The organism is Streptomyces barringtoniae, from assembly GCF_020819595.1.
Lineage (GTDB): Bacteria > Actinomycetota > Actinomycetes > Streptomycetales > Streptomycetaceae > Streptomyces > Streptomyces barringtoniae.
On record NZ_JAJHNP010000005.1, the window covers coordinates 464,851 to 488,613 of the forward strand.

Annotated in this window: 16 protein-coding genes and 1 pseudogene; 10 read left to right on the forward strand and 7 right to left on the reverse strand. The window is 70.8% G+C overall.

Annotation, left to right across the window (positions count from 1 at the left end; translation table 11 throughout):
• The first annotated feature begins 158 nt into the window (after nt 1-158).
• Together LMU33_RS11465 and LMU33_RS11470 are read left to right on the forward strand one after the other, a co-directional pair.
• A complete protein-coding gene (locus LMU33_RS11465; RefSeq protein WP_228619719.1) occupies nt 159-1,064 on the forward strand; it encodes a universal stress protein in 906 nt (301 codons plus the stop codon).
• Nucleotides 1,065-1,519: 455 nt separating this feature from the next.
• Nucleotides 1,520-1,825 carry an SHOCT domain-containing protein gene (locus LMU33_RS11470; protein ID WP_228619721.1) on the forward strand — a complete coding sequence of 102 codons (306 nt, stop codon included), beginning with the start codon at nt 1,520-1,522 and terminating at the stop codon, nt 1,823-1,825.
• 45 nt (nt 1,826-1,870) lie between these two features.
• Here LMU33_RS11470 and LMU33_RS11475 read toward each other — a convergent pair whose 3' ends face one another.
• The 4 genes and pseudogenes from LMU33_RS11475 to LMU33_RS11490 all read right to left on the reverse strand — a co-directional run bounded on the left by LMU33_RS11475 (nt 1,871) and on the right by LMU33_RS11490 (nt 4,081).
• On the reverse strand, nt 1,871-2,851 hold the full coding sequence (locus LMU33_RS11475) for an alpha/beta fold hydrolase (protein WP_228619722.1): 981 nt from the start codon (nt 2,849-2,851) through the stop codon (nt 1,871-1,873).
• 35 nt (nt 2,852-2,886) lie between these two features.
• Nucleotides 2,887-3,540 carry a cation:proton antiporter gene (locus LMU33_RS11480; protein ID WP_228619724.1) on the reverse strand — a complete coding sequence of 218 codons (654 nt, stop codon included), beginning with the start codon at nt 3,538-3,540 and terminating at the stop codon, nt 2,887-2,889.
• Nucleotides 3,541-3,581: 41 nt separating this feature from the next.
• Nucleotides 3,582-3,734, reverse strand: a pseudogene (locus tag LMU33_RS11485) (hypothetical protein); the annotation flags it as partial.
• 152 nt (nt 3,735-3,886) lie between these two features.
• Nucleotides 3,887-4,081, reverse strand: a complete 195-nt coding sequence (locus LMU33_RS11490) for a hypothetical protein (RefSeq protein ID WP_228619726.1) — start codon at nt 4,079-4,081, stop codon at nt 3,887-3,889.
• Nucleotides 4,082-4,465: 384 nt separating this feature from the next.
• On the opposite strand from LMU33_RS11490, the gene LMU33_RS11495 reads away from it, so the two are divergent.
• Nucleotides 4,466-9,058 (forward strand): cation-translocating P-type ATPase, encoded by a 4,593-nt coding sequence (locus LMU33_RS11495; RefSeq protein WP_228619727.1) that lies wholly within the window; start codon nt 4,466-4,468, stop codon nt 9,056-9,058.
• 702 nt (nt 9,059-9,760) lie between these two features.
• Here the strand turns inward: LMU33_RS11495 and LMU33_RS11500 are convergent.
• The gene (locus tag LMU33_RS11500) at nt 9,761-9,868 is read right to left on the reverse strand and encodes a keywimysin-related RiPP (RefSeq protein WP_228619729.1); all 108 of its coding nucleotides are present in this window, start codon (nt 9,866-9,868) and stop codon (nt 9,761-9,763) included.
• Between the two features lie 923 nt (nt 9,869-10,791).
• On the opposite strand from LMU33_RS11500, the gene LMU33_RS11505 reads away from it, so the two are divergent.
• The 6 genes from LMU33_RS11505 to LMU33_RS11530 all read left to right on the forward strand — a co-directional run bounded on the left by LMU33_RS11505 (nt 10,792) and on the right by LMU33_RS11530 (nt 20,426).
• The gene (locus LMU33_RS11505) at nt 10,792-13,377 is read left to right on the forward strand and encodes a Pls/PosA family non-ribosomal peptide synthetase (RefSeq protein ID WP_228619731.1); all 2,586 of its coding nucleotides are present in this window, start codon (nt 10,792-10,794) and stop codon (nt 13,375-13,377) included.
• 13 nt (nt 13,378-13,390) lie between these two features.
• Complete coding sequence (locus LMU33_RS11510; protein ID WP_228619732.1) at nt 13,391-16,642, forward strand: non-ribosomal peptide synthetase; 3,252 nt, start codon at nt 13,391-13,393, stop codon at nt 16,640-16,642.
• Nucleotides 16,643-16,683: 41 nt separating this feature from the next.
• Complete coding sequence (locus LMU33_RS11515; RefSeq protein ID WP_228619734.1) at nt 16,684-17,688, forward strand: TauD/TfdA family dioxygenase; 1,005 nt, start codon at nt 16,684-16,686, stop codon at nt 17,686-17,688.
• Nucleotides 17,685-18,755, forward strand: a complete 1,071-nt coding sequence (gene sbnB / locus LMU33_RS11520; protein WP_228619735.1) for a 2,3-diaminopropionate biosynthesis protein SbnB — start codon at nt 17,685-17,687, stop codon at nt 18,753-18,755. Before LMU33_RS11515 ends, sbnB begins: the two co-directional genes overlap by 4 nt.
• A 36-nt stretch (nt 18,756-18,791) precedes the next feature.
• The gene (sbnA, locus tag LMU33_RS11525; RefSeq protein ID WP_228619737.1) at nt 18,792-19,817 is read left to right on the forward strand and encodes a 2,3-diaminopropionate biosynthesis protein SbnA; all 1,026 of its coding nucleotides are present in this window, start codon (nt 18,792-18,794) and stop codon (nt 19,815-19,817) included.
• A gap of 102 nt (nt 19,818-19,919) precedes the next feature.
• Nucleotides 19,920-20,426, forward strand: coding sequence for a helix-turn-helix domain-containing protein (locus tag LMU33_RS11530; RefSeq protein WP_228619776.1), 507 nt, complete (start codon nt 19,920-19,922; stop codon nt 20,424-20,426).
• Here LMU33_RS11530 and LMU33_RS11535 read toward each other — a convergent pair.
• Both LMU33_RS11535 and LMU33_RS11540 read right to left on the reverse strand, forming a co-directional pair.
• Nucleotides 20,392-21,504: a sensor histidine kinase gene (locus LMU33_RS11535; protein ID WP_228619738.1), complete on the reverse strand. Its 1,113-nt coding sequence runs from the start codon at nt 21,502-21,504 to the stop codon at nt 20,392-20,394. The two genes, LMU33_RS11530 and LMU33_RS11535, sit on opposite strands and share 35 nt — an antisense overlap.
• A complete protein-coding gene (locus LMU33_RS11540; RefSeq protein WP_228619740.1) occupies nt 21,501-22,166 on the reverse strand; it encodes a response regulator in 666 nt (221 codons plus the stop codon). The genes LMU33_RS11535 and LMU33_RS11540 overlap by 4 nt, the downstream gene beginning before the upstream one ends.
• A 196-nt stretch (nt 22,167-22,362) precedes the next feature.
• Here LMU33_RS11540 and LMU33_RS11545 point away from each other — a divergent pair, with 196 nt between their 5' ends.
• Entirely contained in the window at nt 22,363-23,625 is a 1,263-nt protein-coding gene (locus LMU33_RS11545) for a DUF418 domain-containing protein (protein ID WP_228619742.1), read from the forward strand.
• The last annotated feature ends 138 nt before the right edge of the window (nt 23,626-23,763 follow it).

Sequence of the window (23,763 nt, forward strand, 5' to 3'; positions counted from 1 at the left end):
GACAGGGACGTTCAGCCCATCCGAAGGAGACCTTCGGCATCCGGCGGGACGCCGCGCACCGGACGAGAGTGAGTGAGGGACGAGGGGCAGCGGCCCCTGTCCGCGCAATCCGGAACACGACGCTGGAATCGGGTCCCCCGATTCAGGAGGTGGAGATCATGCCCCGCACCATCACCGTGGGTCTCGACGGCTCGCCCGAGAGCCGCGCCGCCGCGGAGTGGGCCGCCCGCGAGGCGGAGCTGCGCGGACTGCCCGTGAAGCTCGTCCAGGTCTGGGAGCCGGCACCGGCCCCGACGGCGCACGTCCCGTTCCTGGGCGCCGAGACCTACCAGCACTGGACCGAGCGGATTCCGCGGGAGTCCGCCGAGGGCCTGCGGCTGCGCCACCCCGATGCCGAGGTGAGCACGGAGCAGCTCAGCGGTTCGCCCGCCGAAGCCCTGGTCGGCGTGGCGAAGGACGCCGAACTGCTGGTCCTCGGCTCGCGCGGGCTGGGCGGAATCGCCGGTTTCCTGGTCGGCTCGGTCGGACTCGCGGTCGTGGCGCACGCCGAGCGGCCCGTCGTCCTGGTCCGGGCCGGCGAGCAGGCGGCGGACGAGCACGAGTCGGACGCGGACGGTGACCTGTCCGCCGCCACCTCCTTCCGCCCGGTCGTCCTCGGACTCGACCTCGGCAGCCCCGACGAGACCGTGATCCGGTTCGCCCTCGACGCCGCCGTCCGCCGCAACGCGCCGCTCCGTGTCGTGCACGGCTGGAACCCGACGCCGTACTACGCCTACGGCATGGCCCCCGACCCCGGGGTACAGCAGCTGCTGGCGGACAGCGACGCCGACGCCCTGGCCGAAGTGCTGGGCCCCTGGCGGCAGAAGTTCCCGGACGTCCAGGTCGTCGCGGAGTCGCGCTTCGGCAGCCCGTCGAATCTCCTGATCGACGCCTCCCGCGAGGCCTCGCTGGTGGTCGTCGGCCGGCGCATCCGCCGGGCCCCCGCCGGTGCCCACGTCGGACCCGTCACCCATGCCGTCCTGCACCACGCCGCCGCCCCCGTCGCCGTCGTCCCGCACGACTGACCCACCCCGAGGAGCAGTACCGAGCAGACCGGCTTGTGGCCGGCTCGGTCGCGCTGGGCGTGGTCGCGAAGGCCACGTGTCCCGTCGTCCTCGTACGAGCGGGCCCCGGCGGGCCGAGGAGCGCCAGGGATTCCCGTCCGCCGTCCGTCGTGACAGGCAGGGCCTCCACGGCGCCGGTCCGACAAGTGGGAGTCCCCAGCCGGCGCTGGGGCGCCCGCCGGTCAGGACGACGGGGCCGGCTTCCCGAGCCCATCGGCCCTTCGCCGGCCGGCATGAGGTTCGGCGGCTCGAAGAGGCGGCAGGGTCGATCGCCACGCCCGCCTGGACCAGCGCCGGCGTCTGCAGTTGCTCCGCCGCGGCCGTTAGCCCGGTGCCCGGCGGCGAGCGACGATGGACGGGGAGAGATCCGCTGACGCGCTCCTCGTCCAGGGAGGACCTGGGAAGGTGAGGTACGGATGATGTTCTGGTACGGCCACGGCATGCACGGTTGGGGCTGGGTCGTGATGTCCCTCGGCACGCTGCTGTTCTGGGCGCTGATCATCACTGTCGGTGTGCTGCTCTTCCGGGCCCTGGCCCGCCCCACCCCGCGCGGGGTGGAGCACGGTGCCTGGCAGCCGGCCCCGGGCAGCGGAGCCGAGCAGATCCTCGCCGAACGCTACGCACGCGGCGAGATCGACGACGAGGAGTACCACCGCCGACTGGCCACTCTGCGCGGATCATCAGCAGGCCCCTCGCGACCCTCAGGTCCCCCAGGTCGTTAGAACCCGACGCGGTGCGTAGCACCGACCGCTGACTGTTTCCGTGCTTCATCGCGCGCGGTGCCCCCAGGCGTCGGCCGGGGCGGACAGCTGCCGCGCAGGCAGCCAGGAACGGACTCGCGACACCGCCGAGCGGGGCAGCGCGCTCGGGGTACCCGTCGGAACCGGTGTCCGCGAGCCGGGGCGCGCCGAGCCGGCAGCGGCCGCGCCCTGCAGGATCAGGTCGGCGACGGCGTCGGGATGGGCGATGAGTGACACATGGCAGGAGTTGATCTCCACGGTGTGGGACTTGGCGCGTCTGGCCTGGAAGCGTTCCTGGTCCGGGTTGATGGTCATGTCCTGGCGGCTCACGAGAGCCCAGGACGGGATGTCCTTCCAGGCCGCGACCTTGGCGGTCTGCGAGAACGCGGTCGTCGCGGCCGGGCGCTGGGTGACCCCGAGCAGGTTCGCCCGGCTCCTGGGCAGGCAGGCAGCGAAGAGCGGGTACACCTTGTCCCGCTTGAGGTACAGGTCGGTCCCACTGGCCTTACCCGTTCGATAGGGCACGGAGGTGGTGGCGGTGGCGAGGGCACTTGGGAACCGGGCGGCCAGCGACATGCCGCTCTCTCCGACGTCGGGCATCTGCGCGGATATGTAGACCAGGGACCTCACCTCCGGGTTGCCCGCCGCGGCCGTGCTGATGACGGCGCCGCCGTAGGAGTGACCGACCAGGACCACAGGACCTTTGATCGACTTCAGAACCGAGGCGATGTATGCGGAGTCGCTGTACAGGCCGCGCAGCGGATTGGCCGGGGCCATGACCGTGTAACCGCGGCGTTCGAGCCGTTCGATCACTCCGTTCCAGCTGGAGGCGTCTGCAAACGCGCCGTGCACCAGGACGATGGTCGGCTTCTCGCCGCTCGCGCCGGCGTCACCCGGCACGGCAGGGGCGGTGGCGGTCGTCGCGCACAGGGCGGCGACGGCGCATCCCGCCGTCGCGAACCGGAGGGGCAGTGTGCGGCGCAGTGAGCTTCGGACCGTTGCCGTCATGCCGTTCTCGCTTTCGCCGGGCCTCCTGTGGCACCTCAGCGTTCACCCATTGGCGGGGGGCTGGCACGGCAGCACCGTCCGACCGGGTGAACTTCTCCCTGCGGAGCAAGCGGAGCAAGGGGAGGACTCGGCCCTCTCCTCGACAGTGGGGCCGCCGGAGCCAGTACGTTCAGGACCGGGACCGTCATCACCGTGGTGACCAGAGTCATCAGGACCATCAGGGAGTAGAGGGTCTGGTCGATGAGGTGCAGTTCCAGACCGGTGGACAGGATGACGATCTCCGTGAGACCGCGGGTGTTCATGAGGACCGCGGCGATCAGGGACTGACGGGGTTCGGCGCCGGACAGGTGCGCGCCTGCGTAGGCGCCCAGCGTCTTGGTGGCGGTGGCCACGGTGACGAGGAGGCCGAGCGTGAGGACGGTCTGGCTGCTGAACCCGGCGATGGCGACCTTGCTGCCCGCCACGAAGAAGTACAGCGGCAACAGCAGGCCGCCGGTCTGCCGCATCCGGGTGGCGATGCCCGTGCGCAGCAATGACGGCACGGAGCGCGGCACCGTCGCCCCGAAAGCGAACGCCCCGAAGATGACGCCGACCATGACCAGTGCGTACAGCGGAAGCAGGGCGAGCCGCACCGGCACGGCGGCGTGGGCGTACGCGATGACGGCGGCCAGGCACACCCAGGCCGACACGTCCGTGACGGCGGCCGCGACGAGGACGACGGTAGCTGGCAGTAGAAGAGTGGTTTGACACCCAATCGGTCGTGCACCAGCAGGAGCTCTTCCGTGCGGGTGTCCCAGATCGCGAAGGCGTACATGCCGTTCAGCCGCTCGACTACCTCTTCTCCCCACTGGAGGTAGCCACGCAGGACCACTTCGGTGTCGCTGCAGACAGGACTGACTGGACGGTGGGGCTCAGGCTTTTGCCGGGCCGATGTTCCGGGGCACGCCGGACGCCTGCCCGCTCACCTGCTGTCACCGCTGACGTGAGCAGCTCGCCGCGGCACCGGATGCGTCGGGTGAGGTGCCGCGCGGCGCCTCACCCGGTGGAGCCGGGCCGTGTGAGCAGGCCGTTTGACCGGAGGACGGCGTAACCGATGCCGACACCCGCCGCAACCGGCCATTCGAGGGCACCTGCGACCGCCAGAACACCGAGGCCGGCGTACAGAGGCAGGCCGCCGTCGGCGGGCAGCAGGCGGCGGACGGTGGCCACGGGGACCGTCGCAGCGGTCACAACCCTGGTGGCTGCCTCGCCGAGCGCCGGCAGGGTGATGGTGATCGTACGTCCGCCGGAGGTCGCGGCAGGTACCTGCGTCGGTGGATTCGTCGTCGGCTTGGCGCCGGACCGCTGCGTCGTCTTCGTACGGGAGGCGGGGCGCGACGGCTCTGTGCCCCGTGTGCTTGTGCGTTTCCCAGCGGTCTTCGGCGTGGTCACGGTTCACATCCGTTCGTGGGTCCGGGACTTTGCCCCCCGACGCGGCACACGCTACTGGCGGACACCTGGCCCTGCGAGTCGCGGGAAGCCGTTCGGATCAGCATGCCGGGCGGGTGTGTCCGGGGCGGGTGAGGATGATCGCAAGGGGAAGAGGGATCGGCCTGCTCCGGAGGTGGCACGCGGATGTCGCTGCTGTCAGAGGTGCGTCTGCCGCTGCCGCTGTCGGCGCCGCTCACCGGCGGTTCGGGGTGTGGGGTGACCGCCGGTGTGCGCGCGGCCGCGCATGTGGCCGCGAAGCTGCTCGGGCTGGAGCGGAGGGATGTGTGGTCCCGTTCGGGGCGCTGCCACATCGAGGTGCGGGGGGTGCGGGGTCCTCGCGGGATGTCGGTGGGCCGGAGCGTGGAGCGTGCACTCGAGGAGCACCCCGGTGTGCTGTGGGCGCGAGTGAACGCCGCGGCGGAGCGGGTCGTCGTGGAGCTGGCCTCGCCGCCCCCGCCGCAGCAGGAGCTGATCGAGATCGTCGTCCGGGCGGAGGCCCGTGAGGCCGCCGCCCCCGCTGAGCCGGGAGCGTACGACGAATGGTGCCCCCAACCGCTCCATCCGTGCGAAGGTCCGCGCTGGCGATCGGCGGTTCCGGTCCTGGCGGCGGACATCGCGGGGCTCCTGCTCACGGCTGCCACGCGCGTGTCGCCGTGGACTCCGCTGCCGGCGGAGGTGGGGGCGCTGGCCAGTGCCGCGCTGTGCCACCCGTGGCTGCGCAGGCTGGTGACGCCGGCCCTCACCGGGCATGAGCGCACGGAGTCGGTGCTGCCGGTGCTGAACGCCATGGTCCAGGGCGTGGCCACGCGCGGCGGAGGGCTGGTGCTCGACGTCGTGCAGCGCGTGGCGCAGTGGCGGGAGGCGAACGCCGCCCTGGAGGCGTGGTCCCTGGCGGAGCCGCGGCTGGTGCCGGGGCCGGAGCACGCACGCGCCGAGCCGATCGTGGTGGAACGGCCGCAGGCTCACGAGGACGTGACCCTGCGCTACGCCCGACAGGCCATGGGGGCCGGCGCGGCCGTAGGCGCCCTGACCACGCCGTACGCCGGGCCGCGGCGTGCGCTGGCGGTGGCCCTGTCCAGCATGCCGAAGGCGCCGCACGCCGGACGGGAAGGCTTCGCCACCACCCTGGGCAGGTTCCTCGCCCTGCGTGGCGTCGTGGCCATGGACCGCAGCGCGCTGCGCCGCCTGGGGCAGGTGGACACCGTGCTCCTGGACGCGGACGTGCTGCGCAGCCGCCGCTACGAACCGACCGAACTGGTGCTGCTCGACGGCGCCGGACCCGAGCAGGTCTCCGACCGGCTCTTCGCCCTTTTCGACCCGGCCGCGCCTGCGCAGGTCCACTGCGACGGCGAGGGCTGGGCGCTCGGCCCGCTGGAGGAGCTGGATCTGGCCGGCCGCACCGGGCGCCGGGCCGCGGACCGGCTGCGGCAGCGCGGCAGTGAACGGGTGCTGGGCCTGGCCCTCCGGCGCCGCCTGGTCGCCGTGGCGGGGGTGGAGATGCAGACGCTTCCGGGGGCGCAGGCTCTGGCGGCGGCGGCCCGCAGGTCCGGTCTCCGCGTCGTCCTCGCAGGCGACCAGCCCTGCCCGGAGCTGGGATTCGCCGATGCGATGGTGCCCACGGGGGGCCACCTGGTGGCGTCGGTGCGCGCGTTGCAGGCGGACGGTGCCGTGGTGCTGCTGGTATCGGGGAACCGCCGTGCCCTCGGGGCGTCCGACTGCGGCATCGGGGTCCACCGGGAGGGGGAGCCGCCGGCCTGGGGCGCACACCTGCTCGTCGGCACCGACCTGGACACGGTCGCCCTGATCCTGACCGGAGCCGGCGTGGCCCGCCAGGTCGACCGGGACAGTGCGCTGCTGGCCGCGAGCGGCAGCGGCATCGGGGCGGTCGCGGCGATGCGGGCAGCGGCCGCACAGGCGTGCTCGCGGGGACAGGCGGCGTGCAACACCGCCGGGGGAATCGCCTTCTGCCTGGGCGCCTGGCGCGCCCGGCAGCTGGTCTCACGCCCCGTCACTCCCGCCGTGGAGACCGTGCCCTGGCATCTGATGCCGTCCGCGCGGGTCCTGGAGCGACTGCGCTCGAGCAGCGACGGGCTGCCGGAGGAGGAAGCGGCCTCGCGGGCCAAGGGGCCGTGGCGAACCGGCACGCCGCGGACCACCCTGCCGTCGGCGTTCATCGAAGAGCTGGCCAACCCGCTGACACCGGTGCTCGCCGGCGGGGCGGCCCTGGCGGCCGCCGTCGGATCGAGCGCGGACGCGGCGCTGGTCGCCTTGATCACCGCGGCGTCGGCGCTGGTCGGCGGGGTGCAGCGGGTGCGGACCGAGCGCGCTCTCGCCGAGTTGACCGCCCGCTCCGCGGTCGGGGCACGGGTGCGACGCGGGGGACGCGTGCGGCTGGTCACCGCGGAGGACCTGGTGCCGGGGGACGTCGTCCTCCTCGGGCCCGAGGACGTGGTGCCCGCCGACTGCCGACTGCTGGAGACCGAAGGGCTTGAGGTGGACGAGTCGTCGCTGACCGGCGAGTCCCTGCCCGTCCCCAAGGATCCGGCTCCGGTGGCCGCCGCGCAGCTCACCGACCGCTCCTCGATGCTCTACGAGGGCACCACCGTCTCGGCCGGGCAGGCGGTCGTCGTGGTCGTGGCCACCGGGGCGGCCACCGAGGTCGGGCGCACCATGGCCAGTGCGCGGGAGGCGGCCCCGGTGACCGGGGTCGAGGCACGGCTGTCGTCGCTGACCAGGGCCAGTCTGCCCGTGGCGGCGGCCTCCGCGGCGGCGGTGGCCGGGGCCGGGCTGCTGCACGGGCGCCCGCTGGCGGAGAGCCTGACCTCGGCGGTCAACCTGGCCGTCGCCTCGGTCCCCGAGGGGCTGCCCTTCCTGGTCAACGCGGCACAGCTGGCCTCCGCGCGACGCCTGGCCGAGCACGGCGCGCTGGTGCGCAACCCGCGCACGATCGAGGCGCTGGGCCGGGCCGATGTGCTGTGCTTCGACAAGACCGGCACCCTCACCGAAGGTCATCTCCAGCTCGTCGCCGTCGGCGACGGGGAGCGGACCCTCCCCCTCGGCCGGCTCGGCCCGCGGCACAAGGCGGTCCTGGCCGCCGCGCTCCGTGCCACCCCCGCCGCCCGGCACTCCGAACCCCTGGCCCACCAGACCGACCGGGCGGTGGACGAGGGGGCCCGCCGGGCACGGGTATCGCCCGGCCGCGGCGCACCCCGCTGGCGGCGCACCGGCACCCTGCCCTTCGACCCGTCCCGCGCCTACCACGCCACGGCAGGCCGTACCGCCGGGTCCACCCTGCTCAGCATCAAGGGCGCACCGGAGACGGTGCTGGCCCGCTGCCGCCGCAGACGCCTGGAGGGGGCGGAGACCGTGCTGGACGACGCCGGGCACAAGGCGCTCACCCGGGCGACCGACGAGCTCGCCGCTGCCGGCCGCCGCGTCCTCGCCGTCGCCGAACGAACCCTGCGGCCGGACGAAGAACTCACCGATGACGCGGTGCACGACCTGGTCTTCACCGGTTTCCTCGTGCTGGCCGACCCGGTGCGCCCCGGGGCGGCACCGGCCACCGCCCGGCTGCGCGCGGCCGGGGTGCACACGATCCTGCTCACCGGTGACCATGCCGCCACCGCAGAGGCCATCGCGGCCTCGGTCACGGGCGATCCGGACCAGACCGTGTGCACCGGGCCGGAGTTGGACGAGCTCGACGACGACGCGCTCGATGCGCTGCTGCCGATGGTGAGCGTGGTCGCCCGGTGCACTCCGCGCCACAAGGTCCGCATCGTCGAGGCGTTCCAGCGTCTGGGCCGCGTCGTGGCGATGACCGGCGACGGTGCCAACGACGCCCCCGCCATCCGCCTCGCCGACGTCGGCATCGCCCTGGGGCGGCGTGGCACCCCCGCGGCCACGGCCGCCGCCGATCTGGTCATCGGTGACGACCGTCTGGAGACGATCGTCACCGCCCTGACCGAGGGCCGGGCGATGTGGACCTCCGTGAGGACCGCGCTGGCCATTCTGATCGGCGGCAACCTCGGCGAGGTCACCTTCAGCGTCCTCGCCTCCGCGCTGGCCGGCAGTTCACCGCTGAGCGCCCGCCAGATCATGCTGGTCAACCTCCTCACCGACCTCGCCCCCGCGCTCTCCATCGCCGTACGCACTCCGGCCGAAAGCACCGGGGAACAACTGCTCCAGGAGGGCCCCCACCAGTCGCTGGGCACCGCACTCACCGAGGAGATGCTGCAACGCGGGCTCACCACCGCTCTCGGCGCGGGGCTGGCCTGGACGGCCGCCCGCTTCACCGGCACCCAGCGCCGTGCCGCCACCGCCGCGCTGGCCGCCGTGGTCGGAACCCAGCTCGCTCAGACACTCACCAGCGGTGGCGCGGACCGCCAGGTGCTCGCCGCCACGATCGGATCGGCCGCCGTTCTCGTCGGCATCATCCAGACACCGGGCATCAGCCGGTTCTTCGGCTCCACACCCCTCGGCCCCGTCGGCTGGGGCATCGCCCTGGCGGCGATCACGACCGCCACTCTCCTCCATCCGGCGCTGAAGACGCTCTCGTGGCGCCTGGCTGCCGCGGGCTGGCTGCCCTCTGTGGCCGATGGGCCGGACGAGAACGTGGAGGCGGCGCCACTGCCGTCGGCCACCGCCGCACTGGCCGCGACTCCGGTCACTTGGCTGGGCGGCGCGCTGTCCCGCCTCAGCCGCCTTGCACCCGGTCCCGGCGTGCTGCCCGGACCGTGACGGCACCCCTTCCCCACCACGCCCGACGACGGCCGCCCCACACACCGGCGGAGCTGGAGTCACCACATGTTTACCCGGGGTCCGTCCAAAGTGCGTCTCGGGGGCACCTGCAGCGCAGGAAAAGGCTGCATTGTCTGGTTCCGGACATCCGTATCCAGAACAGAAAGTCAGCAGACATGGCCGAGATACTGGCAACCGTGGCAATGAAGATAGTGGTTGCGCTCGCTGAGGCGATCATCCTGCGCCTCGTGTGGCAGCTGTGGTCCGCCTACTCGCCCGCTCTGCGCAGGGCCTTCGCCCCGGCCGCGTAGCATCCCGGCGCCCGGCACCACCCACCCAACACCGCGAGACGCACTCCGCCGCACTCGCCGGCAGTCAGCTCCCCCGGATTCCAGCGTCCCATCAACCACGGCCGGCCGGACGCATGCGGGAGGCTTTCGGCGGCGTGTGGAAGAGCCGTGGCCGCCACGGCTGCCGCTTCGTCCGTATCGGGCAGCACCACGAACCAGGTGGGCACCGCGGCGAGCAACGCAGGGCTGTTCATGGACTCACGTACCTCCGGCCGAGGGCGCGCCCGCCGATGCGGGATGGACAGGCCGGGGGGAGCGGCGGCGGACAGTCGGTGACCACCCTCCGCCGCCATGCACGGGCCCCGGTCACCTCACGCCAAAAGGACGAGAGAAGGGCCCGTTCGCCTAGCGGTCAGATGAGCTGGTGACCGCCGGTGAGGTCCATGGCGGTACCGCCGGCCAGGCCCGTCGTCTTGCGTAAACCGCCGGCCTTGGTGAGGGTCGGACGCTCGTACGTCATGGCCACACATCCTTTCGTTCACGACGACATCAGCTATCGCCGTTTGCGTCGTTTGAAGAGAACGTCGGCACAGGTACCTGCTCAAATCAGCCTGCTTCCACCGCGGTTCCGGACCCGCGGACGGCCAATTCGGAATGCACCACCGAGAACCGCACACCAGGTAATTGCTGCAGGCTTCAACCATAGAAGTTGCAAGCATTGGCCTACGTTTTCGGTCGGTTCTCCAGGTAATCTGCATCTCTCCAAGGGGAATTGGTGAGAACTGGAAATGGCCCTGGTCATCCGGGGCGGGTTTCGTGTCGGCATCTGTTGGCCGACATGCGGGCCTCCCCAAAACGTGTCCCGCTCATCCAGTCCTGCCGGGCCTGTTGGGTATCGTCCTGGGTGCGTCCGGCGAAGTTCCACCACATATCGAATTCCGCCGCCGTTTCCACAGGTCAGTGCCGCTCGGCGCGGCTTCCGGCCAGCGAAACGCCGGCATCGGTCGCCGCGAGGGAGCGCTTGGCTGTCGCCCGGAGTTCTCTGACGCCACCACCTGGCTGCCGCCTCGGTGCGGCACCTCCGCTCACTCCTGGAGCGCCACCTCCACCTGGCGCCCGGCAGCCGACGGCTGAGTTGCCTCGGCCGCAAGGCGATCGACGGCTTACGGGCGGCGGACCGGACCGGCACCCCTTGCCCGGCTCGATCAGCGCCGCCGCCCAACCCGATCACGGCGCTCACCGGATCCGTCCGGGGCATCTGGGGGACCGCCAAGTGGATGACGTGCGGGCTCCCTGTCCTCGCCCGGAACAAGGGAAAAGGACCCAACCGCCCCGAGGCTCGCAGGGTTGAATCAGGGAGATAAGTGGCAACTCGCCACCTATACAGACAGACTGGACCCGCCGGTTCGTGATCAGGAACATCCACGTTCCAGAGGAGAGCGCATGGCGGATCAGTCCTCCGAAGTCCTGTCGGAGCCGGACGAACCTGCGGTCGTCCTGAGCGGCGCCGCCCCCAGAGGGACGGAGACCGAGCGGGAGCTCGCGCAGGCGCTGGCCGGCCTATTGGGCGCTGAGCGTGTTCCGGTCGACAGTCATTTCTTCGCCGATCTCGGCGCCAACTCCCTGGTCATGGCCCAGTTCTGCGCGCGGATACGGAAGAGAGCGGATCTGCCGTCGCCGTCCATGAGGGACATCTATCAGCACCCCACGATCCGAAGCCTCGCGGCGGCTCTCGGAGAGGCTGCTCCCGCTCGCGTCGATGCGGTGGACGCCCCGCCGTCGCCGGCGCACGTGCCGTCGCCGACTCCGGGGCCGGCCAGGCGCCGGTGGAACCATCTTCTCTGCGGAACGTTCCAGTTGCTGGTCTTCCTGAGCTACTCCCTCGTCTCCGGATTCGTCACCGCCGCGGGTTACGAGTGGATCGCCACCGGTTCGGGCCTGGTCCACATCTACCTGCGGTCGTTGCTGTTCGGAGGCATCGGGTTCGTCGCGCTGTGTGCGTTCCCGGTCCTCGCGAAATGGCTTCTCATCGGCCGTTGGCGACCGGGCGAGTTCCCCGTCTGGGGCCTGACGTACCTGCGCTTCTGGCTCGTCAAGGCGCTGCTCCACGCGAACCCGATGGTCTTCCTCACCGGCACTCCGCTGTACGTGCTGTATCTGCGGGCCCTCGGCGCACGCATCGGCAAGGGAGTCACGATCCTCTCCCACTCCGTCCCGGTCTGCACCGACCTGCTGACGATCGGCGCGGGCACGGTGATCCGCAAGGACTCGTTCTTCCTCGGCTACCGGGCCCACGCGGGACACATCCAGACCGGCCGGATCACGCTCGGCCGCGATGCCTTCGTCGGCGAGAAGACCGTCCTCGACATCGACACGTCGATGGGCCACGGTGCCCAGCTCGGCCATGCGTCCGCCCTGCACCGCGGCCAGGCGGTCCCGGACGGTGAGCACTGGCACGGATCTCCGGCGGAGCCCACGCGGGTCGACTACGTCAGGGTCGCTCCGGCCGGATGCGGCACCGCGCGCCGGGCCTGGTTCGGCCTCGGCACCCTGGTGCAGCTGTTCCTCCTGTACATCCCACTGGTCGTCGGCGGTGCGTACATGTTCTTCACCGAGGTACCGGCGATCGGCAAGCGACTCGACCCGCGGACGGCCGCACTGTCCCGGTCGGAACTGCTCCCCGACGCGCTGGTGCTCTCCCTCGTGCTGTTCTTCGGGTGCGCCGCCCTGGGGCTGGTGGTCCTGTGCACCGTGCCGCGTCTGCTGGGTCTGTTCGTCAAGCCCGACCAGGTCTATCCGCTCTACGGCTTCCACTACGCGCTGCACCGGGCCACGGCTCGCATGACGAACGTCAGGTTCTTCGCCTGGCTCTTCGGTGACAGCTCCTACATCGTGCACTACCTCCGCGGACTCGGGTACGACCTGTCGCGGGTCGAGCAGACCGGGTCGAACTTCGGCACCGAGGTGCAGCACGAGACGCCGCTTCTGGTCTCCGTCGGCAGCGGAACGATGGTCGCCGACGGACTCTCGATCGTCAACGCGGACTTCTCCAGTACGTCCTTCCGGCTGTCCAGGGTGTCGATCGGGCCGCACAACTTCCTGGGCAACAACATCGCCTATCCCGCAGGCGGCAGGACGGGGGGCAACTGCCTGCTCGCGACCAAGGTGATGATTCCCCTCGACGGCGAGGTCCGCGAAGGCGTGGGGCTCCTCGGCTCACCGTGCTTCGAAATCCCCCGAACGGTGGACCGGGACGCACGGTTCGACCATCTGAGGACAGGCCACACATTCCGCCGCCGGCTCGCCGCGAAGAACCGCTACAACCTTCGCTCCATGGCGCTCATGCTGCTCGTGCGATGGCTGCACACCTTCGCGCTCACCCTGTTCGGTCTCGTCTCGGTGGACCTGTACGGCGTGATCGGACACGTGGTGATCGCCGGATACCTGGCGATCACACTCGGCTTCTCCACCGTGTACTTCATCCTGGTGGAGCGCTGCATCACGTCGTTCCGTGCGCTGCGCCCCCGGTTGTGCTCCATCTACGACCCGTACTTCTGGTGGCACGAGCGGCTGTGGAAGGTCCCGGACCACTTCCTCAACCTCTTCAACGGCACCCCCTTCAAGAGCCTGGTCTGGCGGCTGCTGGGCGTGCGCATCGGCATCAGGGTGTTCGACGACGGCTGCTATCTGACCGAGCGGACGCTCGCCGCCATCGGCGACGACTGCACCCTCAACGCCGGCAGCAAGATCCAGTGCCACTCGCAGGAGGACGGCACCTTCAAGTCCGACGGCACCACGCTCGGCGCCGGATGCACGCTGGGCGTCGGCGCCCATGTGCACTACGGCGTGACCATGGGCGACGGCTCGGTGCTGGCACCCGATTCCTTCCTCATGAAGGGTGAGGAAGTCCCCCGGAACGCACACTGGGGCGGCAATCCCGCGGTGGACATGCCGGAGAGCGGCAACCGGTCCACCGGTGTCGGCCGGGGAACGTCAACATCCAACTCCACCACAGCGACGAAGAGTTGAGGAAGGCCATTCGATGGGGACGCGCGTGGAAGCGGACCAGGAGTTCTGGAGCCGGGTACTGACCGCCGGCAGTGGCACCACGGTGCCGCGCTGGGTTCGGGAGCCGGTTCCGGGAGCGGCCGAGCACGAGATGGCGGTGCCGGACGAGGTGACGGAGGCGGTACGGGAACTGGTCCGGCACCGGGGACTGCCGCTCAGCGCTCTGATGCTGGCCGCACACCTCAAGGTGCTGGCCGTATCGTCCGCCGAGCCGGACGTGGTCACGGGTAACACCACCGGTGTGCGAGGCGAGCCGCTGCCGTGCCGGGCGGCCGTCCCCCCGGGGTCCTGGCTGGCACTGCTGTCGGCCGCCCAGCAGGCTGAGGCGGAGGTGCTGGAGCACCGGGAGTTCCCGGTGGAGAAGCTACGGCGGGAGCTCGGGCTGACGGAGCCGCCGTACGAGGTCGTGTTCGGTCCCATCGGAGCCGACGAGACCCACGCCGACGACGGTGTCCTGCACGTGCGCTGGTCCGACAGGGGCGGACACCTGACGCTGCGCCTGCGGTACCGCACGGACGTGCTGGACGCCGCGGCGGCGGCACGTATCGGCGGCTACCACCTGACGGCGCTGCGGCTCATGACGGCGGATCCGGACGCCGACCACACGCGGCAGAGCCTGCTGTCGGCCGACGAGGTTCAGGAGCAGCTGGAAGGTCTGGCAGGGCCCCGCCGGCCGCTGCCCGACGCGCGGGCACACGAACTTTTCGAGCAGCGGGTGCGGGCGCATCCACAGGCCGTGGCGGCCGTGCACGGCGAGCAGCAGTGGACGTACGGCGAGCTCGACCGGCGCGCCAACAGACTGGCGCGAGCTCTGCTGGCGAGGGGCCTGGGCCGGGAGGACGTGGTCGCCGTCGTCACCGAGCGCAACCTCGACTGGCCGGCGGCGGTGCTGGCGGTGTTCAAGGCGGGCGGCGTGTACCTGCCGATCGAGCCGCACTTCCCGGCCGGCCGTATCGCGGCGACGCTGTCGCGAGCGGGGTGCCGACTGGTCCTGACCGAATCCGGCAGCACCCACACCCTCGACCAGGCGCTGGCCACCCTGCCGGGAGTCGAGAAGCTGCTGGTCGACACGGCGTACGCCGAACCGCACGCCGACCATGACCTCGGCGTTCAGGTCGACCCCGGCCAACTCGCCTACATCTACTTCACGTCCGGCTCCACCGGTGAGCCGAAGGGGGCGATGTGCGAGCACGCGGGCATGCTCAACCATCTCCACGCCAAGATCGAGGACCTGGCGATCGGCGAGGGGTGCGTGGTGGCGCAGACCGCCCCGCAGTGCTTCGACATCTCCCTGTGGCAGCTCATGGCCCCGCTGCTGGCCGGCGGGCGGACCCTGCTGGTCGAGCAGGACGTGATCACGGACGTGGAGCGGTTCGTCGACACACTGGAGCGCGGCCGGGTCGGTGTGGCACAGGTCGTGCCGTCCTATCTCGAGGTCGTGGTCTCGTATCTGGAGCAGCATCCGCGTACGCTGCCGGACCTGCGGTGCGTGTCGGTGACCGGCGAGGCACTCAAACGGGAGCTGGTCCAGCGCTGGTTCGCGGTCCAGCCGGGCATCGCTCTGCTCAATGCCTACGGGCTCACGGAGACGTCGGACGACACCAACCACGAGATCCTTCGCGGGGTGCCCGACCGGGTGCTGCTCGGGCGGCCCGTGAACAACGTGCGCGTCTACGTCGTGGACGAGTACCTGTCCCTGGTACCGCTCGGCGCCCCGGGGCTGATCGCGTTCTCCGGTGTCTGCGTGGGCCGGGGGTACGTCAACGATCCCGAGCGGACCCGGGAGGCGTACCGGACGGACCCGTACCGGCCGGGTGAACGGCTCTACCTGGGCGGGGACTGGGGGCGCTGGCACCCCGGCGGCAAGCTGGAGTTCCTCGGTCGCCGGGACAGCCAGGTCAAGATCCGCGGCTTCCGGATCGAGATCGGCGAGATCGAGAACTGCCTGCTGCGGGTGGACGGAGTACGGGACGGCGCGGTGGTCGTCGCCGAGCGGTCCGGCGGCGGCAAGCAGCTGATCGCCTTCTACTCCGGCAGCCGGCAGCTGCCGGAGGCACTCCGTGAGGCCCTCGGCGCGGCGCTGCCCGCCTACATGGTCCCGTCGGCCTTCCACTGGCAGGACAGCCTCCCGCTGACCGCCAACGGCAAGATCGACCGCAAGGCCCTGACCGCACTGGCCGAGGAGTCGGCACCGGAAAGGGAGGCGGGGAACGACGCCGGCCCGCTCAGCCCCACCGAGCGGAGGCTGGCCGCGGCCTGGGCCGAGCTGCTGGGGGTGCCCGAGCAGCAGATTCGCCGCACGGACCACTTCTTCGACTCCGGGGGCACCTCCCTGACCGCGGTCAGACTCACCCTCGCGCTCGACCGCGTGGTGTCCCTGAAGGACATCACCCGGCACCCGGTGCTCGCCGACCTGGCCGCCCTGATCGACGGCACGGCCCGGGAGCGCCCAGAGCTGCTGGTGCCCCTGTCGGACGGCCGCGGTGTGCCGGAGTGCGCGTTGGTGTGCTTCCCCTACGCAGGCGGCAACGCGGTCAACTACCAGCCGATGGCGAGCGCGTTGGCGGCCGGCGGAGTGGCGGTCCTCGCCGTGGACCTCCCCGGTCACAACCTGGCCGAACCCCCCGGACCGTTCGCGTCGATCGAGCAGGTGGCCGAGCAGGTCGCCGCCGAGATCACGGCGCGCGGCCTGACCCGGGTCATGCTGTGGGGCCATTCCTCGGGCGCCGCGCCGGCCATGGAGACGGCCAGGAGACTCCTGCAGCGAGGCGTGCGCGTGACGCGGGTGTTCCTCGGTGCGCACCTGCTCGGTACGGCCACCGACCGGCACACCGCCATCGGCGAACTCGACAGCCGCAGCGACGCCGAGATCGCGGCGCGGCTGACCGCGGACACCGGCCACACGGAACTTGCGGAGCTGAACGAGCGGCACGCCGAACACATCGGTGCCGCCTACCGGCACGACTGCCTCGGCGCACACCGCTACTTCTGCGAGGTCCTCGAAGCGCCGCCGCAGGTGAGGCTTTCCACGCCGGTCACCGTGGTCGTCGCCGCCGACGACCCGCACACCGCCGGCTACGCCGCCCACCACATGGACTGGCTGCTCCTGGCCGAACACGTCGATCTGTACGAGCTCGCCGACGGCGGCCACCACTTCCTTCGCACCCGTCCGGCCGAGGCGGCACAGGCCGTCCTGAGCACCGTCGTACCTCTTGCCTCCTCCTGAGACCCGTCGCATCCCCGGCGGTCGACCGAAAGGAATCCGAATTGCCCTTCTCATCCCTGACATCAGCACTCGATGTGGAGCTGCGACCGGACAGACCGGCGCTGCTGCACGTCGACCCACTCGACGACGCCGCCAGCTGGGCGGCCGAGTTCCGCGAGGCGCTGCGCGCGCAGGTCACCGAACACGGGGCGTTGATGGTCCGTGGGCTCGGGCTGCGGGACGTCGACCAGGTCGGTGCCGTCTTCGCGCGTCTGGCCGACGGCCTGATGGCGGAGAGGGAGGCCTTCGCACCCCGTCAGGCCCACGGCCTCGGCCTGTACGCGTCCACGACCTGGCCCGCCAACCAGCCGATGTGCATGCACCACGAGCTCAGCTACCTGCTCGAGGTGCCCGGTCTGATGCTGTTCGCCTGCCTGGCCGCGCCCGAGCAGGGCGGGGCGACGGCGGTGGCCGATGCCGAAGAGGTGCTGCGGGCCCTGCCCACCGGGCTCACCGAACGGTTCGAGCGCGAGGGCTGGATCCTGACCCGTACCTACAACGACGAGATCGGGGCGAGCCTGGTGGAGTCGTTCGGCACCGGCGACCGCTCCGAGATCGAGCGCTATTGCCGGGCCAACGCCATCGACTTCACCTGGCAGTCCGACGGGACACTGCGCACCGAGCAGCGCCGCAGCGCCGTCGTCCGTCACCCGCTCACGGGCCGGCGCTGCTGGTTCAACCAGATCGCCTTCCTCAACGAGTGGACGCTGGCCCCCGAGGTGCGCGAGTACCTGGTGGACGTCTACAGCGCGGACGGACTGCCGTTCAACACCCGCTACGGCGACGGCAGCCCCATCGGCGCGGACGTCGTCGAGCTGATCAACTCCACCTACGAGGCGCACACCCGACGCGAACCCTGGCAGGCCGGTGACCTGCTGCTCGTGGACAACATCCGCACCGCGCACAGCCGAGAGGCCTTCACCGGAGAGCGGCAGGTGCTGGTCGGCATGGCCGAGCCCCTCCGGCCGGCGGACGGCTGCCCGGCTTCGGAGGCGAGCGAGCGATGACCGACGTACTGCCGACCGCCACCCGGCCGGCCACGCCCGAACCGGCTTCCCTGCCGACCTTCGCCGTGATCAGTGGTGAACAGGTGCAGCAAGCACTGAGCGGGCGCGAGAAGCAGCTCGTGGAACTGGTCGAGGCCGCCTACCGGCTGCACGACGCCGGAGACACGGTCAACCCGCCGTCGTACTTCCTGCGCTTCCCCGACCGTCCCACTGCGCGGATCATCGCACTGCCGGCTTCCCTCGGCGGGTCGGTCCCCGTGGACGGTCTGAAGTGGATCTCCAGCTTTCCGCAGAACGTGAGTGCCGGGCTGCCGCGGGCCTCCGCGGTGCTCATCCTCAACGACCACGACACGGGCTACCCGTTCGCCTGCCTGGAGAGCTCGATCATCAGCGCCACCAGGACCGCCGCGTCCGCGGCACTGGCGGCCGACTGGCTCAGCCGCAGCCGTCCCCGCCCCACCCGCATCGGTTTCTTCGGCACGGGCCTGATCGCCCGATACATCCACACCTTCCTCAGCGCCACCGGCTGGGCCTTCGAGGCGGTCGGCGTGCACGATGTGTCCGCCGGCAGCGCCAGCGGATTCTGCGGCTATCTGCGGCAGGCCGGCACCACAGCAGCGATCACGGTCCACGACAGCGCCGAGGACCTCGTCCGCGCCAGCGACCTCGTGGTCTTCGCCACCATCGCCGGCCGGCCACATGTCACCGACCCGGCCTGGTTCAGCCACAACCCCCTGGTCCTGCACGTGTCCCTGCGCGACCTCGCCCCCGAGGTCCTGCTGGGCTCGGCCAACTTCGTCGACGACGTCGAGCACTGCCTGAAGGCCGACACGTCGCCCCACCTGGTGGAACAGCTCACCGGCAACCGAGACTTCCTGAACGGAACGCTCAGCGACGTCATGGCCGGGCGCGCCACACCACCACCCGGCCGGCCGGTGGTCTTCTCACCGTTCGGGCTCGGCGTCCTCGACCTCGCCGTCGGCAAGTACGTCTACGACAAGGTGTCCCAGGAGGGGAACCTCCGTCTCATCGATGACTTCTTCCACGAACTTCGCCGTTACGGCTGAGGCTGTCGTCCTCGGCCCGGCACCAGGAGGTCCGTCGTGCCTGTCGTTTCGGCTCCGTACGAATTCAACCAGAGCGATCTCTTCATCGATCTGGAGTCGATCTGCGGATACCCGCTCCATTTGAAGTGCGAGGCGTTCAACTTCGCCGGCTCCATCAAGCTGAAGGCCGCGAAGGAGATGGTGGAGAGCGCCGAACGTGACGGAATCCTGGCACCGGATTCCGTCCTCGTCGAGTCGTCCTCCGGGAACCTGGGGGTCGCGCTCAGCGTGATCGCCGCGAGCAAGGGCTACCGGTTCCTGTGTGTGACGGACTCCCGGTGCAACCTCTCGACCAGGCTGCTGATGGAAGCGGTCGGCAGCGAGGTGCACATCGTTGCCGACCAGGACTCCAACGGCGGCTTCCTGGGCACGCGAATCGAGTACGTCCGTGCGCTGTGCGCCTCCGACGACCGGTACGTCTGGCTCAGTCAGTACACCAATGAGGGCAACTGGTGGGCGCACTACCGCACGACGGGCCCGGAGATCGCCCGTCAGTTCCCGGAAGTGGACGTCCTTTTCGTCGGGGCGGGCACCACCGGGACCCTGATGGGCTGCGCGCGCTACTTCCGGCAGCGGCACCGGCCGGTGCGGATCGTCGCCGTGGACAGCGTGGGTTCCGTGGCGTTCGGTGGTGAGCCGGGCCGCCGGATGATCCCCGGCCTCGGCATGAGCATGCGCCCGCCACTGCTCGACGAGTCCTATGTGGACGAGGTGATCCAGGTGGAGGAGACGGACACCATCCGCATGTGTCAGCGCATGGCCAGACGCGGCTTCCTGTTCGGCGGCTCCACCGGAACGGTGGTCAGCGCAGCGACGGACTGGCTCGCACGACATGACGGGAGTGTCGTCACCGCGGTGGCCATCGCGCCGGACCTCGGCGAGCGCTACCTCGACACCGTCTACCAGACCAACTGGCTGCAGGACCTGTACGGCGATCAGATACTCGACATCGCTGACACCGCCGGCACCGCTGACGCTGCCGACACCGCACAGGCGGACACCCTGGCCCGGGAGGCCCAGTGACCTGCGTCAGAGGTTCGTCCTTGGTTTGCTGCGAATCGTCGTGGACCGAAGATCCCGCCGTTGTCGGTGACGGATGCCCGGCGGGCTGTGCTTGAGGGATGGGTGCGTCGACGGTCGACGGCTCAGGCTCTGGCCTTGCGGTCCCGGATCGTTCCGGAGTGTGCCGAAGGGCATTCGATCATGGAGGTGTCACGGCGGCTGAAGGCCGCTCCGGACACGGTCCGCACCTGGCGAAGCCGCTTCCTCGCCCGCGGTCTGGACGGCCTGCCCGACGAGCCCAGGCCAGGCGTTCCCAGGAAGAACACCGATGCCGATGTGGAGCGGGCCATCGTTGAGACGCTGGAGGAGAAGCCGGCGAACGACACATACTGGTCGACCCGGTCGATGGCCCCGGCAGGCGAACCGGCTTGCCGTCCGACGGGAGGAGGACATAGGGGCGTAGGCCCACCGGGATCAACGTTCACGTTGATCCCGCGACTACCTGGACCACCTGCGCTCGGCTGCGGCCCGCGGCCGGCGCGCCGAGGTCTTGGACACCATCCGCGACCATCACGCCTTCATCCGCATGCAGCGGTCATGGCGAGTTGGTGGCCGGCAGTTCCAGGTTGAGCTCGTAGCCGCCGTCGGGCGTTGGCCCGGCGCTGATGGTTCCGCCGAGGAGTTCGGCGCGTTGGCGCAGGCCGATGAGGCCGTGATGGGCGCCGGGCAGGAGGAGCGCGGGCCGGGTGGGGGCGGTGTTGGCGACGGTGGCGCGGATGGTGCCGTCCGCGTGACAGACGCGGACGACGGCCCTGGCACCGGGGGCGTGTTTGCGGACGTTGGTCAGGGCCTCCTGGACGGTGCGGTAGACGGCGCGCTGGACGGTGGGAGGAAGGTCGTCAGGCAGGTCCGTCTTCAGTTCCGCGTCGATGCCGCTGGTTTCGACCAGCCGCTCCAGGGTGGCGAGGGACGGTTGGGGGGTGAGTTCTGTGTGGCGGCTGCCGGAGGCGCGCAGCACGCTCACCATGTGCCGCAGCTCCTCGAGGGTCTGCACGCTGAGCTGCCGGATCGTGGTTGCGGCGTGTCTGGTCTCGGCGTCCCGGCTGCCCACCTGGAGTGCTCCGGCCTGGACAGCGATGAGGCTGACCTGGTGGGAGACCACGTCATGCATCTCCCGGGCAAGCTGTGCGCGTTCCTGCGCGAGGACGCTCTGGGCCGTGAGCAGCCGTTCGTGTTCGCGGGCCTCGAAGATCTCGGCGAGCCGCTGGGAGAGGTCGCGGCGGGCCTGTACGAGCTGGCCCAGAAAGACGGGAGCGGCTGCGGTGGCCAACGTGTAGGTGAGGTGCAACAGCGCGCCGGGATGGGTGAGTTCGTTGGCTTTCAGGGACGACCACGGCCAGGGCAGGAAGTCGGTGATCGCGTAGGTCAGGGCGCAGCCCGCCAGCAGGACGCGGTGGCGGCTGAACGAGGCGAGGGTGTACAGCGCGGCCGTGGTGGCGAACACCGCGTCGGTGGTCATGGCGGCGGGGATCGTGAGCGTGAAGGCCAGCAGGGGTCGGTGGCGGCGCAGTGCAAGGGCGAGGGCGGCCAGGAGCGGCCAGACCATGGCCGGCCGTGCCTCGATGTCGACATGAACCCACGTGTCCGCCAGCGCGACCAGGACCAGGGAGGCGTCCAGTAGCGCAGCCGGCAGTCTTCTCGGTTTCACCGGGCGTCCGAGCCTTGGGAAGGTGCCAGCAGCCCCGCGCGTTCGGCGATCAGGGCGGCCTGAACGCGGCTGCTGACCTGCAGCTTGCCTAGCACGGTGCTGACGTGGCCTTTGACCGTGCCGGTGCTCAGGTGCAGACGTTCGCCGATGTCGGTGTTCGCCAGGCCCTCGGCCATGAGCATGAGAACGGCCCGCTCGCGCTCGGTCAGCCGGGCGGTGAGGCGGGCGGCGGGCTCGCGACCGTCCTGGTCGAGGTATCCGTCCACCACGGTGCGAGTGATCTTGGAAGACAGCACCGTCCCGCCCTCGGCCAGGGCTCGCACCAGATAGGGCAGCTGCTCGGGGTCGGTGTCCTTGAGCAGATAGCCGGCGGCTCCCGAGCGCAGTGCGGTCGCCACGTATTCGTCGGTGTCGAAGGTGGTGAGCATGGCCACCACGGGAGGATCCGGCATGCGGCGGATGTCGGCCAGGACAGTGAGGCCGTCCACGTCCGGCATCCGGATGTCCAGGAGAACGATGTCAGGCTGTGACTCGCGCACCATGGGCAGGGCCCGGCCGCCGTCGACCGCCGCCACTACCTCGATGTCGTCTGCCGCAGTCAGGATGTGCGTGAAGCCCGTGCGGATCAGAGCCTCGTCGTCGACCACCAGTACCCGGATCACCTGCGCTCCGCTCCTCACATGCTCGCCACTCGATGCGTACCACCGCGGCAGCCGTCCCTCGTCGGGCCGGAGGCGATTCCCGCCGATTGGCGGCGCGGCCCCAGCCAGTCGGCCGGAGTGGCTTCGGCAGGTTGGCGGGGGGCTTTCGGAAACGCGTCGGGTGATGTGGGGCGGTGGCCTGGCAAGACCTGAAGACATGACGCAGAACGCAACGCTGGCTGCGCCCACGCAGGCGCCGCATGACCTTGAGGCGGAGCGCTCCTCCGCCCCTGCCGGTGAGACGCCGTCGACCGGACGGCTGATCGGCATTGACCTGGCCCGCGGCCTCGCAGTCTTCGGCATGTACTCCGCCCATGTCGGCCCCGACGTGACAGTGGGCGGGCCGGTGGGGTTCCTGCTGGAGACGGCGCGGGGCCGCTCCTCCGCCCTCTTCGCGCTGCTCGCCGGCTTCTCGCTGGTCATCATCACCGGCCGGCCGCACCCCCGCACCGGGCGCTCCGGCCGTCAGGCAGTGGCCAGGATCGTCATCCGGGCCGTTGTCCTCCTGGCGCTCGGATACGCCCTGACCGCTCTCGACACAGCGGTGAACGTGATCCTCAGCTTCTACGGACTGCTCTTCCTGGTTGTTCTCCCGCTGTACCGGTTGCGTGCGCGGACGCTGGCGCTCATCGCCGCCGCGGGCGCGTTGATCCTGCCCCAGGCCCTGTACGCGGTACGGAGGTCGATCGAGGACGGGACCTGGGCAGACGCTGTCACGGCCTGGGACCCGCTGGCCCGGATCAGCGGCACAGACGGCATTCTCGAACTAGCGTTCACCGGTTCGTATCCGGTTCTGACCTGGATGCCGTTCCTGGTCGCGGGCATGGCTGTGGCCCGGCTGGATCTCTCGCGGTCGGGCATCCGGTCTCGGTTGGCTGTTGCGGGCGGGGCGCTCGCTCTGATGGGCTACGGCGGCTCCTGGTTGGCCCTGCGGCTGGTCCCGCACGCTCTTTCCGCCATCGCGGCCGCCACGGGCGGATCGGCGTCGTCGGCATGGTGGTCCGACACCGTCGGCGAACCCGAGAACGGCGTCCCGCCCGCCTGGCTGCTGGTCGCCGCACCGCACAGCCAGACGTCCTTCTCGATCCTCGGCAACACGGGCGTCGCCTTGGTGGTGGTGGCCGGCTGTCTGACCGTCGCCGACCGGATGCCGCGTCTCACACGTCTGGCCAGTCCCATCGCGGCGGTCGGCATGATCGCGCTGACCGTCTACGTCCTGCACATCGTCGCCCTCTGGTTCTTCGCCGACGTCTGGTACGTGCCCGCGATCGAGGGGGAAACCATGAGCGCATTGCCGGTACTCCTCGGCTTCCTGGCGGCTGCCGTGCTCCTGGCGGCCGTGTGGACGCGGCTGTTCCGGCGCGGCCCCCTCGAGTACCTGCTCTACGTCGCCACCCGGCCCGCGCGGTTCATCAGGTAGGTCAGCGGCGACTCCGCCTGGCGGGCGGTGTCACCCGGTCGGCGACGCGAGTTCGGGTTCGGGGTCGTGTGAAGGCTTGGGGCGAGTTCGGCGCAGTGTCGCTGCCGTCGACGCGGTACCACTCGAGATCACCCCCGG

What these genes read in the sequence shown, in the direction of transcription:
- LMU33_RS11510 (WP_228619732.1), top strand. Translation starts at nt 13,391, where the DNA reads ATGGGGACGCGCGTGGAAGCGGACCAGGAGTTCTGGAGCCGGGTACTG.
- LMU33_RS11505 (WP_228619731.1), top strand. Translation starts at nt 10,792, where the DNA reads ATGGCGGATCAGTCCTCCGAAGTCCTGTCGGAGCCGGACGAACCTGCG.
- LMU33_RS11500 (WP_228619729.1), bottom strand. Translation starts at nt 9,868, where the DNA reads ATGACGTACGAGCGTCCGACCCTCACCAAGGCCGGCGGTTTACGCAAG.
- LMU33_RS11545 (WP_228619742.1), top strand. Translation starts at nt 22,363, where the DNA reads ATGACGCAGAACGCAACGCTGGCTGCGCCCACGCAGGCGCCGCATGAC.
- LMU33_RS11475 (WP_228619722.1), bottom strand. Translation starts at nt 2,851, where the DNA reads ATGACGGCAACGGTCCGAAGCTCACTGCGCCGCACACTGCCCCTCCGG.
- LMU33_RS11495 (WP_228619727.1), top strand. Translation starts at nt 4,466, where the DNA reads ATGTCGCTGCTGTCAGAGGTGCGTCTGCCGCTGCCGCTGTCGGCGCCG.
- sbnB (WP_228619735.1), top strand. Translation starts at nt 17,685, where the DNA reads ATGACCGACGTACTGCCGACCGCCACCCGGCCGGCCACGCCCGAACCG.
- LMU33_RS11470 (WP_228619721.1), top strand. Translation starts at nt 1,520, where the DNA reads ATGATGTTCTGGTACGGCCACGGCATGCACGGTTGGGGCTGGGTCGTG.
- LMU33_RS11465 (WP_228619719.1), top strand. Translation starts at nt 159, where the DNA reads ATGCCCCGCACCATCACCGTGGGTCTCGACGGCTCGCCCGAGAGCCGC.